The 16,250-nt window shown below is 38.3% G+C and carries 13 protein-coding genes; 12 read left to right on the forward strand and 1 reads right to left on the reverse strand.

Going from position 1 to position 16,250, the window contains the following annotated elements; all coding sequences use genetic code 11:
* Nucleotides 1-135 precede the first annotated feature (135 nt).
* From F1560_RS00895 to F1560_RS00940, 10 genes are all read left to right on the forward strand, one after another.
* Entirely contained in the window at nucleotides 136-1,491 is a 1,356-nt protein-coding gene (locus tag F1560_RS00895) for a cyclic 2,3-diphosphoglycerate synthase (RefSeq protein WP_149472797.1), read from the forward strand.
* Between the two features lie 503 nt (nucleotides 1,492-1,994).
* On the forward strand, nucleotides 1,995-3,011 hold the full coding sequence (locus tag F1560_RS00900) for a glycosyltransferase family 2 protein (RefSeq protein ID WP_149472798.1): 1,017 nt from the start codon (nucleotides 1,995-1,997) through the stop codon (nucleotides 3,009-3,011).
* Entirely contained in the window at nucleotides 3,008-3,370 is a 363-nt protein-coding gene (locus F1560_RS00905) for a GtrA family protein (RefSeq protein WP_187773592.1), read from the forward strand. The genes F1560_RS00900 and F1560_RS00905 overlap by 4 nt, the downstream gene beginning before the upstream one ends.
* A complete protein-coding gene (locus F1560_RS00910; protein WP_149472800.1) occupies nucleotides 3,370-5,964 on the forward strand; it encodes a YfhO family protein in 2,595 nt (864 codons plus the stop codon). Before F1560_RS00905 ends, F1560_RS00910 begins: the two co-directional genes overlap by 1 nt.
* Nucleotides 5,965-5,986: 22 nt before the next feature.
* Nucleotides 5,987-6,577: a glycerol-3-phosphate responsive antiterminator gene (locus tag F1560_RS00915; RefSeq protein ID WP_149472801.1), complete on the forward strand. Its 591-nt coding sequence runs from the start codon at nucleotides 5,987-5,989 to the stop codon at nucleotides 6,575-6,577.
* Nucleotides 6,578-6,906: 329 nt separating this feature from the next.
* Nucleotides 6,907-7,719 carry an HAD-IIA family hydrolase gene (locus F1560_RS00920; RefSeq protein WP_149472802.1) on the forward strand — a complete coding sequence of 271 codons (813 nt, stop codon included), beginning with the start codon at nucleotides 6,907-6,909 and terminating at the stop codon, nucleotides 7,717-7,719.
* A gap of 391 nt (nucleotides 7,720-8,110) precedes the next feature.
* Nucleotides 8,111-9,415, forward strand: a complete 1,305-nt coding sequence (locus tag F1560_RS00925) for an ABC transporter substrate-binding protein (protein ID WP_245347858.1) — start codon at nucleotides 8,111-8,113, stop codon at nucleotides 9,413-9,415.
* Between the two features lie 72 nt (nucleotides 9,416-9,487).
* Nucleotides 9,488-10,579, forward strand: a complete 1,092-nt coding sequence (locus F1560_RS00930) for an ABC transporter ATP-binding protein (RefSeq protein ID WP_149472804.1) — start codon at nucleotides 9,488-9,490, stop codon at nucleotides 10,577-10,579.
* Nucleotides 10,576-11,445, forward strand: coding sequence for a carbohydrate ABC transporter permease (locus tag F1560_RS00935; protein ID WP_149472805.1), 870 nt, complete (start codon nucleotides 10,576-10,578; stop codon nucleotides 11,443-11,445). The genes F1560_RS00930 and F1560_RS00935 overlap by 4 nt, the downstream gene beginning before the upstream one ends.
* A 6-nt stretch (nucleotides 11,446-11,451) precedes the next feature.
* Nucleotides 11,452-12,285 carry a carbohydrate ABC transporter permease gene (locus tag F1560_RS00940; RefSeq protein WP_149472806.1) on the forward strand — a complete coding sequence of 278 codons (834 nt, stop codon included), beginning with the start codon at nucleotides 11,452-11,454 and terminating at the stop codon, nucleotides 12,283-12,285.
* A 149-nt stretch (nucleotides 12,286-12,434) separates the two neighbouring features.
* Here the strand turns inward: F1560_RS00940 and F1560_RS00945 are convergent, their stop codons facing one another.
* Nucleotides 12,435-13,271 carry a metallophosphoesterase family protein gene (locus tag F1560_RS00945; RefSeq protein WP_149472807.1) on the reverse strand — a complete coding sequence of 279 codons (837 nt, stop codon included), beginning with the start codon at nucleotides 13,269-13,271 and terminating at the stop codon, nucleotides 12,435-12,437.
* 456 nt (nucleotides 13,272-13,727) lie between these two features.
* Here F1560_RS00945 and F1560_RS00950 point away from each other — a divergent pair, with 456 nt between their 5' ends.
* Both F1560_RS00950 and F1560_RS00955 read left to right on the forward strand, forming a co-directional pair.
* Nucleotides 13,728-14,711: a LacI family DNA-binding transcriptional regulator gene (locus tag F1560_RS00950; RefSeq protein WP_149472808.1), complete on the forward strand. Its 984-nt coding sequence runs from the start codon at nucleotides 13,728-13,730 to the stop codon at nucleotides 14,709-14,711.
* Between the two features lie 138 nt (nucleotides 14,712-14,849).
* Nucleotides 14,850-16,250, forward strand: a complete 1,401-nt coding sequence (locus tag F1560_RS00955) for a sucrose-specific PTS transporter subunit IIBC (protein ID WP_149472809.1) — start codon at nucleotides 14,850-14,852, stop codon at nucleotides 16,248-16,250.

The raw sequence follows: 16,250 nt of genomic DNA on the forward strand, positions 1-16,250 counted from the left end.
GATAGAGGAGTGTTCATTCTATAGGGGGATTTTTTGAGTAAACAATTTTCGAATAATTTTTAAAAACGCTATTGTATAAATATACATTTTTAGTTATAATTATAACTACTTAATGTAATTATAGGAGAGATTGCTATGGAAAAGAAGAATATTATAATTATAGGTGCGGCCGGAAGAGATTTTCATAATTTTAACACGTATTATCGTGATAATGAAGCATATAACGTTGTTGCTTTTACAGCAGCACAAATTCCAGATATTGATGGAAGAAAATATCCAAGTGAATTAGCAGGCGAATTATATCCAGAAGGAATCCCGATTTATTCACAGGATCAATTACCATCGCTGATTAAAGAGTTCGAAGTGAATGAATGCGTTTTTGCATTTAGTGACATTAGTTACGAAGATGTGATGGGCATCGGGGCGATTGTGAATGCAGCGGGTGCTGATTTCAAATTGCTCGGTCCAAACAGCACGATGTTAAAAAGCAAGAAACCAGTCATTTCTGTGTGTGCGGTAAGAACTGGAACGGGAAAAAGCCAAACATCACGGAAAATTATCGAAACGCTATTAGAGCATGACCTCAAAGTCATTGCAGTGAGACACCCGATGCCTTACGGAGATTTAAATGCACAACGTGTGCAGCGTTTTGCGACAGTTGAAGACTTAAAGGAACATCATTGTACGATCGAAGAAATGGAAGAATATGAACCGCATGTGTCACGAGGGAATATTGTATATGCTGGTGTGGATTATGCAGATATTTTGGCAGCGGCAGAAAATGATCCTGATGGTTGTGACGTAATTTTATGGGATGGGGGAAATAATGATTTCTCATTCTTCGAGCCTGATTTAGCTGTTACGGTCCTGGATCCACATCGCCCAGGTCATGAGCTGAAATACTATCCTGGTGAAGTGTGCTTACGAACAACTGATGTGTCTATCATTAATAAAGTGGATAGTGCATCAGAGGAAGCTGTTCAAATTGTAGAAAACAATATCAAATCTGCAAGTCCAACGAGCACGATTATTAAAGCTGAATCAACGATTACAGTCGATTGCCCTGAGCTAATTGCTGGAAAGCGTGTGTTAATCGTTGAAGATGGTCCGACACTTACTCATGGAGAAATGAAGCTTGGAGCAGGTACGGTTGCAGCGGAACGTTTAGGTGCTGCGGAAATCATTGACCCACGTCCATTTGCAGTTGGTACACTGAAAGAGACATTCAAGAAATACCAACATGTTGAAAATGTGCTACCAGCGATGGGATACGGTGAACAGCAATTGAAGGACCTGGAAGAAACAATTAATAATGCTGACTGTGATGCGGTGATTATTGGAACTCCAATCGATTTGACTCGTGTTATTTCCATTAACAAACCAAGTACACGTGTATATTATGATTTAGATGAGATGGAAGGTCCGAATTTGAAGGGTATATTAAAAGGTTTTATTGAGGAGCATAAGCTGGATAAACAAACGGTAAAATAGACTAAAAGGAAAAGACTAGCGACAATTGTTGCTAGTCTTTTTGGATGGGGATCGTCAATCATCCTTCGTATGTCAATTAATTATATTTTATATACGTTATGCTAATGTCAACCAAAAGAAGCTCAATTGCCAGTACGCTTACGATTGGTAAAACCGATATAAATCGTCAAGAGTATAATTGAAAGGAATGCTGCAAGGCGATATAAATAATGATTAACATAACGGCAGTTGCAGGAAATCCAACAAGTACACCTAAGGAAATTTTGCTTAAAGTTGCTGCCTGCTCCCCCTGAGTATATAACCATAATAGATTTCCAGGAATTTGGCCATACTTTCCTTTCACATTAGTAAGATGTTATGACCCAAATCCATTCGATTTAAGTGATTTACAAATGCTTTAGACTAATTTTATGTTTCCTCAATATTTATCCTATACAATCTGAAGATAAAGTATAGTGGATGGTTATTGTGAGGATCCAATCCTAAAGGGGATTTGTAAAGTGATGGGAAAGCCGTTAATTACATTTTTACTTCCTGCGTATAATGAGGGGGAAAATATTAATGAGTTGTATGAACAATTAACCTCAGAAACGAAGAATTTATGTTACTCCTTTGAGTTTTTATTTATTGATGATGGCAGTACGGATGACACGTTGGAAAAAATTAAACATCTTACATATTACGCTGAAAATGTAAGCTATGTTTCCTTCTCTCGGAACTTTGGTAAGGAAGCTGCAATGTATGCTGGGTTAGAGCATGCAAGGGGGGAAGCTGTCATTATTATGGATACTGATTTACAACATCCGCCACAGTTGATCTCCTCTTTAATAAAAGGTCACGAGGAAGGCTATCATCAGGTAATTGCGAAGCGCAATCGAAAAGGGGAATCAAGGTTTAGCCAATTCCTCACGGGAAGCTTCTACCAGATGATGAATAAATGGAGTGCAGTCAATCTCCAGGATGGGGAAGGAGATTTCCGTTTATTAAGTAGGAAAGCGGTAGATGCGCTTCTGAAGCTGAGTGAAGGGAATCGGTTTTCAAAAGGACTCTATTCATGGATAGGCTTATCCCAAGCTACTGTGACGTATGAAAATGTAATCCGCAATAAAGGAGAAAGCAAATGGAAGATGTCTTCCCTCATTACATATGCATTGGATGGAATGCTTTCATTTAACACGAAACCTTTAAGGTTGTGTTGTTATTTAGGACTCTTTACGATTTTGATTTCATTTCTATATATTCTAATAACGTTTGTTTCGATTGTCTGGAATGGTGTGGATGTACCAGGTTATTTTACGACGATTTCTGCCGTTCTTTTTCTCGGCGGCGTTCAATTATTCTGTTTAGGAATTATTGGGGAATATATTGGTCGGATTTACAATGAAACGAAAAAACGCCCGCACTATATTATTGACGAAAGTAATGCAATGAGAGCCGATTTAGAAGTAAGAACTATTATTCCATCAACACGAACATGGGGATTATCAGAAAAACAGGAAAAAGAGAAAGTGAGTTCATGAATAAAGAATTTGTCCGTTTTGTCTTTGTTGGGATAATGAATACCATCAATTATTATGGTATCTATTTAGTTCTTATGCAGATCTTGGGAGTACATTATTTATCGAGTCATATTGCAGCAACTATCATCAGTATGTATATTTCCTATTTCCTGAATATTTATTTTACATATAAAGTGAAGCCGTCATTAAAAACATTTTTGATGTTCCCGCTCACTCAAGTTGTGAATATTGGTCTACAAGGGATATTACTCCTTATTTGTGTTGAGTTTTGGAATATTCCAAGCACCTATGCGCCCATTTTCGCAGTTGTTTTCACAGTACCAGTTACATTTTTCGTTACGAGGAGAATCTTACATTAATGCAAAAGCAAAATAGGAAGCAATGGATGATTATTGTGGTCGTTGCGTTAGTTATTTCAATCGCATGTCATCTATTCTTTATCGTTCAAAAAGAAGAAGGCATTCTTATGACGGGCTATAATGATGGGCTTTCTCAGATGCTTCCTTTTAAAAAGTTTATTTATGATGAATATACGAGCGGTAATTTCTTTTATTCGGATTCGTTTGGTCTTGGGGGCGGATTTTATTCCCAACTCAGCTACTATTACACGACTAATATCTTCTTCATTTTTCATATTGCTTTCATTTTTATACTGGAAACGTTACATATTATCGATCACCCAGATTTAGCATTTTGGGCCTCAGCAATTTTACCAATGAGTATTGTCAAGCTTGCAGCAATCATCGTTATGACAACCATCTATTTTAAAAAAATAAACTTTCGGTCTGCTGCTGCACTTACAGGTGCCATTGTTTATGCAACAAATGTGCTGTATTTTAGGCATGCCATGTATTGGGATTTCTTCACGGATGCGATGTTTTGGCTGATTGTATTACTAATCGGTGTGGAGAAAATAATTCGAAAGGAATCCAAGGGAGTTTTTGTAGTTGGTGTAGCGGTAAATCTCATTAGCAATTTCTATTTTGCCTATGTAAGCTTCCTTTTAGCATTCTTTTATATTTTGCTTCGATTTGTAATCAAGTTTCATAAAAATGAAGAGAGCCCAGTAAAGCAAATTACGCAATATCGTTATTTAGGGTTGATTGGGTTTCTAATTAGTGCGTTCGCATTTATTCCGAGCATCGTTGCATATTTGGGGAATTATCGGCCTGAATATACGGATATCATTCCGCTATTGGATTTTACGGATAATATTTTGTTTAACAGCCGAGTGTTCTTTCTGCCAGTTTTTGTTGTCATGATGGTTTGTTTTATCCGTTTCTATAAAAACCCTATTTTTCGCTTTTTTGCTGTCATTTCCATAATAGGAACGTTGCTGCATTTTGTTCCTTATGTTGGAAGTATGTTTAACGGTTTTTCGGCACCACAAAATCGCTGGGAATATATTGTCTGTCTCGCATTTGGGGGAGTAGCGGCGTTTGTTTTCCAGCATATTAAGGAAGTAAAAGCAAAAGACGTTTTGATTGGTGCTGTTGTTTATATCTTTTTGGCTATTGGTTTTAACGAATATGATGCGTATTCTTTTGATCAAACGTTTGATTGGATTATCCCGATTGCATCTGTTTGTTTCATCATGATCTTCCTTTTACAAAGGAATAAAATGACGATTTTTATTAGTATTATCCTAGTTATGAGCATTTCCGCAAATATATTTCAAGCAGTGCGATTAATGACTCCACCAAAAGACGGGGAATTGGCTAGTGAATCGGTTTTACTAAACTCGGACACCTATAATTCTTCAGAGCAGCGACAGCTCATTGAAGAAATGAAGAGAAATAAAGATGCCGAGCATAGTCGAATTGATTGGATGGTGCCAATGCGCAACAATACTCCAATTGTACAGGACTATGATGGGATGAGCGTGTATTCGAGTATATTAAATAATAATCTGCTTTTTTTCTATTATAACTATGCCGAGATTAGTATGGACCGTGAGAGTGTAAGTAGATATGCAACGATGGGAGATAGGGCTAACCTTATGAGTCTATTTGATGGGCAGTTTTATATGAGAGAAAAGGAAACAAAGATTAATCCATATGGATTTGTGCCAGTGTCCGAGAGTGAGCATTACGTTGCTTACGAAAACCAATTGCTGCTTCCTTCTTTTCGGAAAACGAATGTAAGGTATGATGCAAATGAATTATTGCGGAAGTCTGTATTAACACGGGAGCATGCGATGCTTTCAGGAGTAATTGTGGAAAAGGGCAATGATAGATTAGATGAACAGCTAGAGGCTATGGAGCTTGATGATTACTCGATTCAAGCAGTAAAAGCAATATATGATGATGAGAAGCTTCGTGTAGAAGAAGATGGTGGTGGACTGGAGATTTCAATGAAACATCCAATGAAAGATGGCGATCTTTATGTATCCTTTTATATCGATGGGATTCGGAAGCAAGATGAATTTCTGCTAGAGGTGAATGACTACCAGACGTTAAGGAAAGAGTCGGATTCCATTTATCGGACAAATATCAATGACCTCACGATTCGGATTGAAGCGGATGATACCATTAAATTAAGGCTTCCAAAGGGAAATTACGAATTAAGAAATTTGCAGATTTTCTATGACGATTATGCGGTGTTGCGGGAAGCTCATGAGCGATACAACGAGGAAGAAACCTTACCTTTAAAATGGGAAAACGGCCTTGTGGAGGGGAAGGTTGTTAGCGTAGAGACAGATGAAATGATTGTAACTCCAATTCCATATGAGAAGGGTTGGAGCTTGAAAATAAATGGAGATAAAGTGCCAATTGAAAAAGTTAATTATGCGTTTATCGGTATCCCGTTAGAAGTAGGTGTTAATGAGATTGAAATGACCTACTATCCTCCGTATTTTGGCTGGGTAGTCGGATTGACTGTTTCTGGGATTGGGATGCTTGGCTTTCTCATTTATAGAGAGAGAAAGGGAACTGGTAAATTACAGCAGCAATGACAAAGGGGGATAATCGACACACATGAATGAAAATATCTTACTAGAGAACTTACAAAAGAAAAAAATGGTTGCTGCCTTGAAAGAGCCAAAGTATATTGAAAAAGTGGTTAAGTACAAACATAATTTAGGTGCCGCGTTACTAATGACCGGCACGATTTTAACGGTGAAGCGCTACGTCGATTTTCTTCAAGAAAACGGGCTTCCCGTTATTTTACATGTAGAACGAATAGGTGGCCTCGAAATGGATAAGGATGGCATCGACTTTGTGAAAAAATATGTAAAGCCAACGGCGATTGTTTCGACGAATCAGGGGATTATCAAGCGAGCCAAAAAGGCCGGACTATTCGTGGTGCAGCGTGTCTTTCTGATCGACACGGATGTGTATCTTCACCTTGTTCAGGATCCTCGTAATATCCAAGCTGATATAATAGAAATAATGCCGAGCAGGGCTCCGGACTTTATTGAAAAACTATCCAAAATATCCCCTGTTCCTATTATTACTGGAGGGCTTTTGTCATTACCAGAGCATGCGAAAAGTGCATTTGATCATGGAGCTGCAGCTGTATCAACGTCTAACCCGGAAATGTGGAAGTTGGACTTGAATCAATTATAGATTGGAGACAAGAAAAAAACCTTTCAATTTTAAACTATACGCAAAATTAACTTCTTCTTCACAATGATTTAGCATTTATACTATACAATTAGGTGTGAAGTGAATAGCTCATTGGTGCAAATAAAGAGAGACCACAAATATTGAATGCTGTCTGAAGCATTTAAATTATTTGTGGTTTCTTTTTTATGGAGGTGTTAGGAAGCAAAACTTCTTTATTAAAAATCTTAGAAAACTTGGCATTCGCCAAGCCCTTAGGCGAATGCCTTAGTTGCACTTATGCAAGTAGAAAAGTTTTATACTTTCCTACTTGCCAGAAAAGGAGAAAACATGTGATTAAAATTGAAGATTATGATGTGTATAGTTTTGATTTAGACGGTACGATTTATGTTGGAGATACGCTATTGCCCGGAGTTGTGAAAACACTTGAATACATACGAAGCAAGGGAAAGAAGGTTCGCTTTATTACGAATTCCTCGAACTTATCAAGAGAGGAGTGTAAGGAGAGATTGGAAAGGCTAGGTCTCTCCATTCAACCGGAAGAAGTGGTTACGGCTCTTTATTTAACCGCTCTATATTTTAAAGAACAGCATCCAGCAGCACGGGTTTACGTTGTTGGCGATGGTCAGGTGAAGACAGAGTTACATCGTCAAAGTATTGTAACAACAGATGAACCAGTTAAAGCAACCCATGTTTTAGTTGGACATGATCGAGCTTTTTCCTATGATAGAATTCAACATGCAATGAATGCAATCTATCAAGGGGCTAAGCTTATTGTGATAAACCCGGACCCGGTTTGCCCCGTCCCGGATGGATATATACCGGATACGATGGCCTTTGCAAAAGCAATTGAAGTTGCCAGCGGAAGAGCGATTGATCAGATTATTGGAAAACCAACCGACTATTATGCAGACAAATTGTTAGACATCAGTGAGACAGATTCCAATCGGATTTTGATTGTTGGAGATAGGCTGGAGACAGATATTATGCTTGGACAAGCTCACGGGTTTGCGACATGTCTCGTGCTAACCGGGGTAGCTAATAAACAGGATATTCATAAATCGATAATCAAACCGGATTATATGATAGAGAACCTAAGTGAGCTGTTTGCATTAGAATTATCTTTAGAAAAAAGCCATCTTTAAGTGTGTGTTCAAAAAGGAGGATAAAAAGGACCGAGAAGTTCGAGGCGGTGCAGCTTTGAGTACCGGAACGTATGCAATTAATACGAGAGGAACGGAAAAGCAAGCCAACGAAGAAATTCGATGTGTCATTTTTACCGGACTATTTGAACAACATCTTTAATAAAAGTTAACATTCGCTTCAAATCTAATTAATAGTAGTTTGATATAGTTAAAATTGTAAAGTGAATACATTCATGGTGCGATTAGAGAGACCTCAAAATAGGATATATGTGGGTATGCATATATATCCACTTTGGGGTCTTTTTTAGTATAAGAAATGGAGGGGTTCATGGGAAATAAGTATCGCTAAATAGGTAAATAGAATTCCAATTTAAAACATGGAGGAATGAAAATGAAGAAGCTTTCTTATTTATTAACGTTTACTGTAATGATACTTGTACTTGCAGCTTGTGGTAATAGTGAGGCAACAGGTTCAAGTGGGAACTCAGAGTCAGATTCTGAAGGTAATGGTCCAATTGAAATTACGTATTGGTATGCATGGGGAGATAAGATTGGAGAAAACAATGAAAATCTAGTAGAGCAATTTAATGAAATGCAGGACGAAATCCATGTTACTGCGGAATTCCAAGGTACCTATGATGAGCTGCATTCAAAGACTCAGGCGGCGATGGCAGCTGGTAATGCTCCAGAAGTAACACAAAATGAAATTGCTTCGATTGAAACATTTGCAAAAGCTGGTATGACACAAGATTTAACAGCCTTTGTGGAAGAAGATGCGGAAGAAATTGCTATGGATGACTTTAATCCTGGTTTAATGGGGAACTCTTATGTAGATGACAAGCTTTACGGCCTCCCTTACTTAAGAAGTACACCAATTGTTTACATTAATAAGACAATGTTTGAGGAAAAAGGGATTGATCCAGCATCGATCCAAACTTGGGAAGATTTCCAATCAGCAGCTCAAAACTTAACAGATGACGAACATGTTGGAATTTCTATGCCGGTAGATATTTGGTTCTATGAAGCATTTGTTGCTCAAGCTGGTGGAGAAATGGTCGGTGAAAATGGCGAGATTACTTTTAACGGAGAAGGTGGAGTGGAAGCACTTAACCTTTGGAAGGAAATGGTGGAAGCAGGAACAATGCGTGTTCCTGGTGGAGAACCACAACAAGCATCAGATATGGCAAGACAGGACTTCGCAACGGGTCGTGCTGGGATGTTTTTCTCTTCTACAGCTGACTTAACCTTAATGTTGCAACTAGCGGAAGAAAATGGTTATGAATTAGAAACGATCATGTTCCCTGAAAATGAACAACGCAGTGTTCCAACTGGTGGGGCGAATTTAGTAATGACTTCTGGATTAGATGGAGAAAAACAACAAGCTGCATGGGAGTTTATTAAATTTATGACTGCTCCGGAACAGACTGCTTATGCTAGTGCGTATACTGGATATTTACCAAGCAGACTTTCTGCCGTAGAATCAGACACCATGCAAGATCTTTATAAAGAAAAACCACAATTTAAAGTTGCAGTAGATCAATTGCAATATGGAAATGCTCGTCCAATGATTGAAGGATACCCTGAAGTAGTAAAAATCCTTACAGAAGAAATTCAACGTTTAATGCTTGATCCAAGTTTGGAAGCTGGGGACGTATTAGATCAAGCGGCAGAACGTTCAATGAGTGCGATTAAATAAGTGTTTTTACATAGGAACGTGGAGTTTTGTGGCACGTTCCTATGAATCAATTTTAACTTTAAGGAGTATATCATGGCTAAAATTCAATTAAAGAGTGTGTCGAAAGCGTATGGGAATAATAAAAAGGTAATTGAGGATATGAATTTGGAAATCCAAGATGGTTCGTTTACTGTTTTAGTTGGTCCTTCTGGTTGTGGTAAATCCACGACATTGAGAATTATCGCCGGTTTAGAAGAAGTCTCCTCAGGTGAAATTTGGATTGGAGATCGATTAGTTAATGATGTGGCACCTGGAAAAAGAGGCATTTCTATGGTCTTCCAAAATTATGCGTTGTATCCAACGATGTCTGTAAGAGGCAACATTGAATTTGGCTTGGAAAATATGAAAATACCCAAAGCAGAGCGGAAAAAGATGGTAGAGGAAATAGCTGAGGTTGTGGACCTTACTGAATACTTGGATAAGAAGCCGCAAAACTTATCTGGTGGACAGCGGCAGCGTGTAGCGTTAGCACGCGCAATGGTGAAAAAACCAGATGTTTTTATTTTTGATGAACCATTATCCAATTTAGATGCTAAATTACGCGGTCAAATGCGAACGGAATTGATCCAATTGCATAAACGCTTGGGAACAACTTTTATCTATGTAACCCATGATCAGGTAGAAGCAATGTCGATGGGAGATGAAATTGTCATTTTAGATAAAGGTCATATTATGCAGCAGGCAGCACCAATGGAAGTGTATCATAATCCAGCGAATCAATTTGTAGCGAATTTTATCGGTACACCATCGATGAATGTTCTGCCAAAATCAATGGTAGAAGGAAAAACTGGAATGATTACAGATGAGCGGATTTCCTATATAGGTTTTCGACCAGAGCATGCGGATATGCAAATGGAGAAGCTAGATACTTCTGGAATAAATCTCTCATGTGAGATTATTACAATGGAAACGCTAGGTTCTGAAACACTATATTTGGTGAACAGCGATGCAGGGCAGTTTCAAGTGAAAAGCTTCCACGCCCCGTTAATAGATACGAAAAAAGTTCATGTCACCATTCCAATGGATAAATTGTATTACTTTGATACGCAAGGTAATCGGGTTTTTGTGGAGGAGATTCCATTTCAGACACCTGTCCGAGAGGCTAGAGGAGAGGTGCTCGTATGAGGTCAGTGAAGTGGCGCCCATATCTTTTTGTTGCGCCCGCAATTATCGTTTTTCTAGTATTCTTCATTCAACCAATCTTTTATATGATTTATTTAAGCTTTCATGATTGGAACTTTATTAGCCCGGATAAAACATTTGTTGGACTTGGTAATTTTAAAGAATTGCTGTCTGACCCTATGTTTTTAGAGGTAATTCGCAATACGCTGATGTATACCTTTTTTACCGTGTTATTTTCGATTAGCATTGCGCTCCTAATGTCTATTTGGTTGAATAAGCAAGGTTGGATGTACAGCTTTGTTCAAGGGGCTGTATTCAGTCCACATATTATTTCTCTTGTATCCATTGCAATGCTATGGATGTGGATAATGGATGCTGATTATGGTTTATTAAATTGGGTTTTAAGTTTAGTCGGGTTAGAAAAGGTTCCGTGGCTAACAGATCCCAACACGGCCTTGTCTTCGCTAATTATTATAGCGGTTTGGAAAAACATAGGTTATTTTACGTTAATCATTATAGCGGGGCTGCAAAGCATTCCAAAGCATTTATATGAAGCAGCTGCCTTAGATCGCACACCACCCTGGCGGCGATTTGCAAAAATCACTTTTCCAATGTTATCGCCTAGCTTATTTTTCTTAACGATTATAGGGATTTTGGATTCCATTAAGGTCTTTGAAACGATCAGTATTATTACAAAGGGTGGACCGCTCAACTCAACAAACACGCTTGTCTACTACATATATGAAAATGGTTTTATATTCTTTAAAATTGGCTATGCTTCAGCAGCCGGTGTTATTTTATTAGTCATTTTAAGTATTTTAACATTGCTTTATTTTAAAGTTCTAAGCAAGAGAGTTCACTATCAATAGAAGGGAATGCGTACTTTGAAAACATCCTTGCCTTTAAAAGTATTAAATGTGGTTGGTTTAATTATTATGGTTGCTATCTTCGCTATGCCGTTTATCTGGATGATTTCCACGAGTTTAAAAACATTAGGAGAAACAATGGTGTTCCCGCCCAAATGGATTCCAGATGAATTAATTTGGGAGAACTTTGTGTCAGCATGGAATTCTGGACCATTTTTACAATACTTTATTAATAGTGTCCTTGTATCGGTTGGAATTTTAATCTTTCAATTTATTACCGTTATTCCTGCAGCATATGCATTTGCAAGGTATGAATTTCGCTTCAAAAATATGTTGTTTAGCTTAGTTATGGTGACCATGATGATTCCAGCTCAGCTTATTTTCTTGCCGGTGTTTTTAAATTTAAGTGACTGGGGACTTCTTGATACCTTATGGGGCTTAATTTTACCATTTGCTACGAGTGCATTCGGGATTTTCATGTTACGTCAAACGTTTAAACAAGTTCCAGAAGAATTATTAGAGGCTGCGCGTTTGGACAATTCAACTGATTTCAAGATTATGATGAAGATTATGGTGCCAATGGCAAAACCAACGTTAATTACATTGGGTCTATTCAATTTCATTACGCATTGGAACGATTATTTCTGGCCACTCGTTATGACAACTTCAGAAAAAGCTCGTACCCTTCCTGTTGGAATTGCACAGCTACGGCAGGTAGATGGCGGTGTCGCGTGGAATATTTTAATGGCGGGTAACGTTATTCTCGTCATACCAATTTTAATTATCTTCTTCTTTGCACAACGCCATATTATTAGAGCATTTACGTATACGGGAGTTAAATAAATACATATTCGGAGGATGGGCTTTGGGCTCATTCTTTTTTCATTTTAAGGAGGAAAAGGGCATTTGAGGATATAATGACCCCATTGAACCAAAAAAGAAAGAGGACGAAAAAACAAGGAACCTCTATTAAGGGTCCTTGTTTTTTATTCTTAAACATATAAATTTCTTTTAATTGACTTTTCTCGGTTAGGTGTAGTGCCTATACCAAGTGGGTTCAATTGAAAATGATTAATATTGGACCCAATGATTTGGGCCATACTCTTTAATTCTGGACTTGCGACATTAAGCGATTGAATCGAAATTTCGTTATCATTTACTTCTAGTATGCGGATACTTTGATCATCAAGTACAGCATTCGCTTGAACAAAAGTCCAGTTATCTATTGTTTCAATGGAATCTTTGTGATTATGGCCATTTATGTAAATGCCGTTTCCTTTCTTCTTACGCAAAACGTCAAGAATTGGTACCTCAGGTTGTATGGATAAGTAAGGGAAATTGGAATTTGCTGTTGTATCATATACTGGATGGTGAGCAAAGATAATTACAAGCTTTTCGTCGCCGCTTTCTGCAATTTCGGTTTCCAGCCATTGTAATTGCTTATCGCTTACGTAACCACTATAATCCTCATGATCATGGTCCCGGGCTGTTTCCAGAGAGATAATGTTTACTTGGTCTGTTGCAATTGAGATATTTTGTTCACTGTTAGAGATGTTTAGAACTTCATCTCTTGAGACACCGTATAGGTCATGGTTGCCAAATGTATGGATAAAAGGTTTATCGTACTTACGTATAATTTCATAGACTTCGCGCAACTCGTCTTCTCTGCCAAAGTTGGTTAAGTCACCAATGGAAACATAGTAATCAGCTTCTATTTCAAAAAAAGTATGAAGAAATTTAGTATAAAATGCATTCCTTGCTTCTTTTACTTTCTCATTTTTACCAATCATAGTTGGATAATGTAAATCTCCAATAAAAGCAATTCTCAAATGTATCCACTCCTTATTGTTAATACCTTCATTATGCCAGTGGAATATTAACGGAGATTGGAGAGAGTGTTAAGATTTGGTGAAATAAATCAAAAAATATAAAGAAGGCAAGATTAACGAGAAAGCTGCTAGACGGGGGCTATATGTGAAAGCAGTGTCAAGTAAACATATAAGAATGACAATATACCATGGCATAAGTACGGAGGATGTAGAAAAGCAGCGGTTATTTTCAATCAGTACTGTCGTGAAGTTGATTCTGACATAGAGTGAGTAGGGGCTGGTTCTTATAACCAGCCTGTAGCGAGAAGGGATTCCATTTCAACGAACTGTTCCTATTTCTCATCTATTTATCGTGGTATAATGGGAAACCGAGGGACTGTTTGGATGTCCCTTATCGAAATGGAAGATAAAGAACGATAGATAAGGATCTGTCTATCTCTCCTAGGAGGATTTGATTTGATAACGATTAAAGATATTGCAGAGATGGCGAATGTTTCTAGGTCCACGGTTTCCAGAGTGTTGAATGATTCTGGTTATGTAAGTGAGGAAGCGAGGAAGCGCGTAGAGAGTGTGGTTAAAGAGACTGGTTATGCCCCGAGTGAATATGCGAAGTCGCTAAGAACGAAGAAGACGAAGGTCATTGGGGTGATTTTGCCGACGATTCAAACGGAAACGCCTAGTAGAATCGTGACTGGTTTAGGGCGAGAGCTTTCAAAGCACGGCTATCAAATTCTTTTGGCAAATACCGATCATGATAAAGTAAAGGAACTGGAGTATTTGGATTTGTTGAAAGTACGACAAGTAGATGGGATCGTCTTGATTGCTACGAATACCGATGCGAAGCTAATGAAAAAGATAAAAGAAATCAATATTCCATTAGTCATGATTGGGCAGGAAGCAGAGGATGTCATGCATGTTACCTATGATGATTATCGTGCAGTACGAGAGTTGACAAGGCTTTTCATTCAAAAAGGGCATGAGAAAATTGCCTTTATTGGTGTGGATGAATCGGATCGGGCAGTCGGATATTATCGGAAGAAGGGTTTTTTAGATGAAATGGCTGCACAGGGATTGTCTGTCGAACAGGCATGGGTTCAAAAAGCGATTTTTGATATTGCCTCTGGCCATGAAGCGATGGAAAAAATCCTAAAAAATACGAACAAGCCGACTGCAACTATTGCTGTTACGGATCGTTTAGCAATTGGAGCGATGAGTTACTTAAAGGAGAAAGGAATGAAAATTCCAACAGACATGGCGATCGCGGGGATTGGGGCATCGGAAATGTCGCAGTATATGGAGCCGCCTTTAACAACAGTTGATTATCAAAATGAAAAAGCCGGTGAAGAAGGGGCTAAGCAAATTTTAGCCAGCATTGAATCCAGACCACTTCAGGAAAAAATAGTGATGGACTATAGACTAATTATTCGGGAAAGTGTATAATTACAATTGGAAACCGATTTCACGCCAAGCGGTGTGGAATCGATTCCATATATCTTTTGTCATGACTTGTTATATGGATTCTATTTTATGAACAATGTGGAATCGATTCCACAATTGATAAAGGAGAGTGAATAGTTTATGTCTGAAAATAAAAGAATAGCAGAAGAGCTCATTAAGTCTGTTGGGGGTCCTGAAAATATTGAATCCGTTACCCATTGTGCGACGAGAATGCGATTCATTATTTTAGATGAAGAAAAAGTTGATAAAGAAAGTGTAGAGGAAATTGACAAGGTAAAAGGGGCTTTTTTCAACTCTGGGCAATACCAAGTTATTTTTGGAACAGGTACGGTGAATCGAATTTATGAAGAGATAGCTAAATTTGATTTGAAAACGTCTACAAAGTCCGAGCAATCGAAAGAGGCTGGTAAGAAAGGCAACAAGCTACAACGAGCCATTCGTACGTTCGGAGATGTGTTTGTTCCAATTATTCCGGTTCTTGTTGCGACAGGTCTATTTATGGGGCTTCGTGGACTCATCATGCAGGAAGAAATCTTGGCTCTTTTTGGATTGACCACAGATGATATATCCGCTAACTTCCTATTGTATACGGAAATCTTAACGGATACAGCGTTTATTTTTTTACCAGCATTAATAGCTTGGTCGACCTTCCGTGTGTTTGGTGGGACACCGATTATTGGTGTTGTACTTGGGCTGATGCTTGTTAGTCCTGCATTACCGAATGCATGGGGTGTTGCTGCAGGTGCAGAGCCACTGATGTTCTTTGGATTTATTCCAGTTGTCGGTTATCAAGGTGCAGTACTACCTGCATTTATCGCCGGTATAATCGGTGCGAAATTAGAAAAGGCGATACGTAAGCGAGTACCGGAGACGTTTGATTTAATTGTGACACCTTTTCTTACGTTATTACTCATGAGTATTGCGTCCTTATTCATCATCGGACCAATCTTTCATATTGTTGAAACGTATATTCTTGATATTGCGTTGTTTGTACTGGGATTACCGTTTGGTTTAGCAGGAATTCTGCTAGGCTTCTTTAATCAAATTATTGTTATTACCGGTGTTCATCACATCTTTAACATGTTGGAAATTCAGTTGCTAGAAAACCTTGGAAATAATCCGTATAACGCTATTATTACTTCGGCTGTTGCAGCACAAGGTGGAGCAGCGCTAGCAGTTGGTTTAAAAACAAAGCGTAAGAAACTAAAAGCGTTAGCGATGCCTTCATCTTTATCGGCATTCTTGGGAATAACGGAACCAGCAATTTTCGGCGTTAACTTGCGCTATGGAAAGCCATTCTTAATGGGACTAATTGGCGGAGCTGCTGGTGGTTTCCTTGCAGCGATTCTGAAGCTTGCAGGATCCGGTATGGCAATTACCGTAATACCTGGTACGCTTTTATACTTGGATGGACAGCTATTGCTATATATCTTAGTTAACCTCGTAGCGATTGCGGTTGCTTTCGTTTTAACGTGGATGTTTGGTTACTCAGATAAAGACACACAAAAGGAACATGCATAA

The organism is Oceanobacillus polygoni (genome assembly GCF_008304605.1).
GTDB lineage: Bacteria > Bacillota > Bacilli > Bacillales > Amphibacillaceae > Oceanobacillus > Oceanobacillus polygoni.

Coding starts and splice junctions, on each gene's coding strand:
- F1560_RS00895 (WP_149472797.1), top strand. CDS start 136: ATGGAAAAGAAGAATATTATAATTATAGGTGCGGCCGGAAGAGATTTT.
- F1560_RS00915 (WP_149472801.1), top strand. CDS start 5,987: ATGAATGAAAATATCTTACTAGAGAACTTACAAAAGAAAAAAATGGTT.
- F1560_RS00955 (WP_149472809.1), top strand. CDS start 14,850: ATGTCTGAAAATAAAAGAATAGCAGAAGAGCTCATTAAGTCTGTTGGG.
- F1560_RS00935 (WP_149472805.1), top strand. CDS start 10,576: ATGAGGTCAGTGAAGTGGCGCCCATATCTTTTTGTTGCGCCCGCAATT.
- F1560_RS00930 (WP_149472804.1), top strand. CDS start 9,488: ATGGCTAAAATTCAATTAAAGAGTGTGTCGAAAGCGTATGGGAATAAT.
- F1560_RS00910 (WP_149472800.1), top strand. CDS start 3,370: ATGCAAAAGCAAAATAGGAAGCAATGGATGATTATTGTGGTCGTTGCG.
- F1560_RS00900 (WP_149472798.1), top strand. CDS start 1,995: ATGGGAAAGCCGTTAATTACATTTTTACTTCCTGCGTATAATGAGGGG.
- F1560_RS00940 (WP_149472806.1), top strand. CDS start 11,452: ATGCGTACTTTGAAAACATCCTTGCCTTTAAAAGTATTAAATGTGGTT.
- F1560_RS00925 (WP_245347858.1), top strand. CDS start 8,111: ATGAAGAAGCTTTCTTATTTATTAACGTTTACTGTAATGATACTTGTA.
- F1560_RS00905 (WP_187773592.1), top strand. CDS start 3,008: ATGAATAAAGAATTTGTCCGTTTTGTCTTTGTTGGGATAATGAATACC.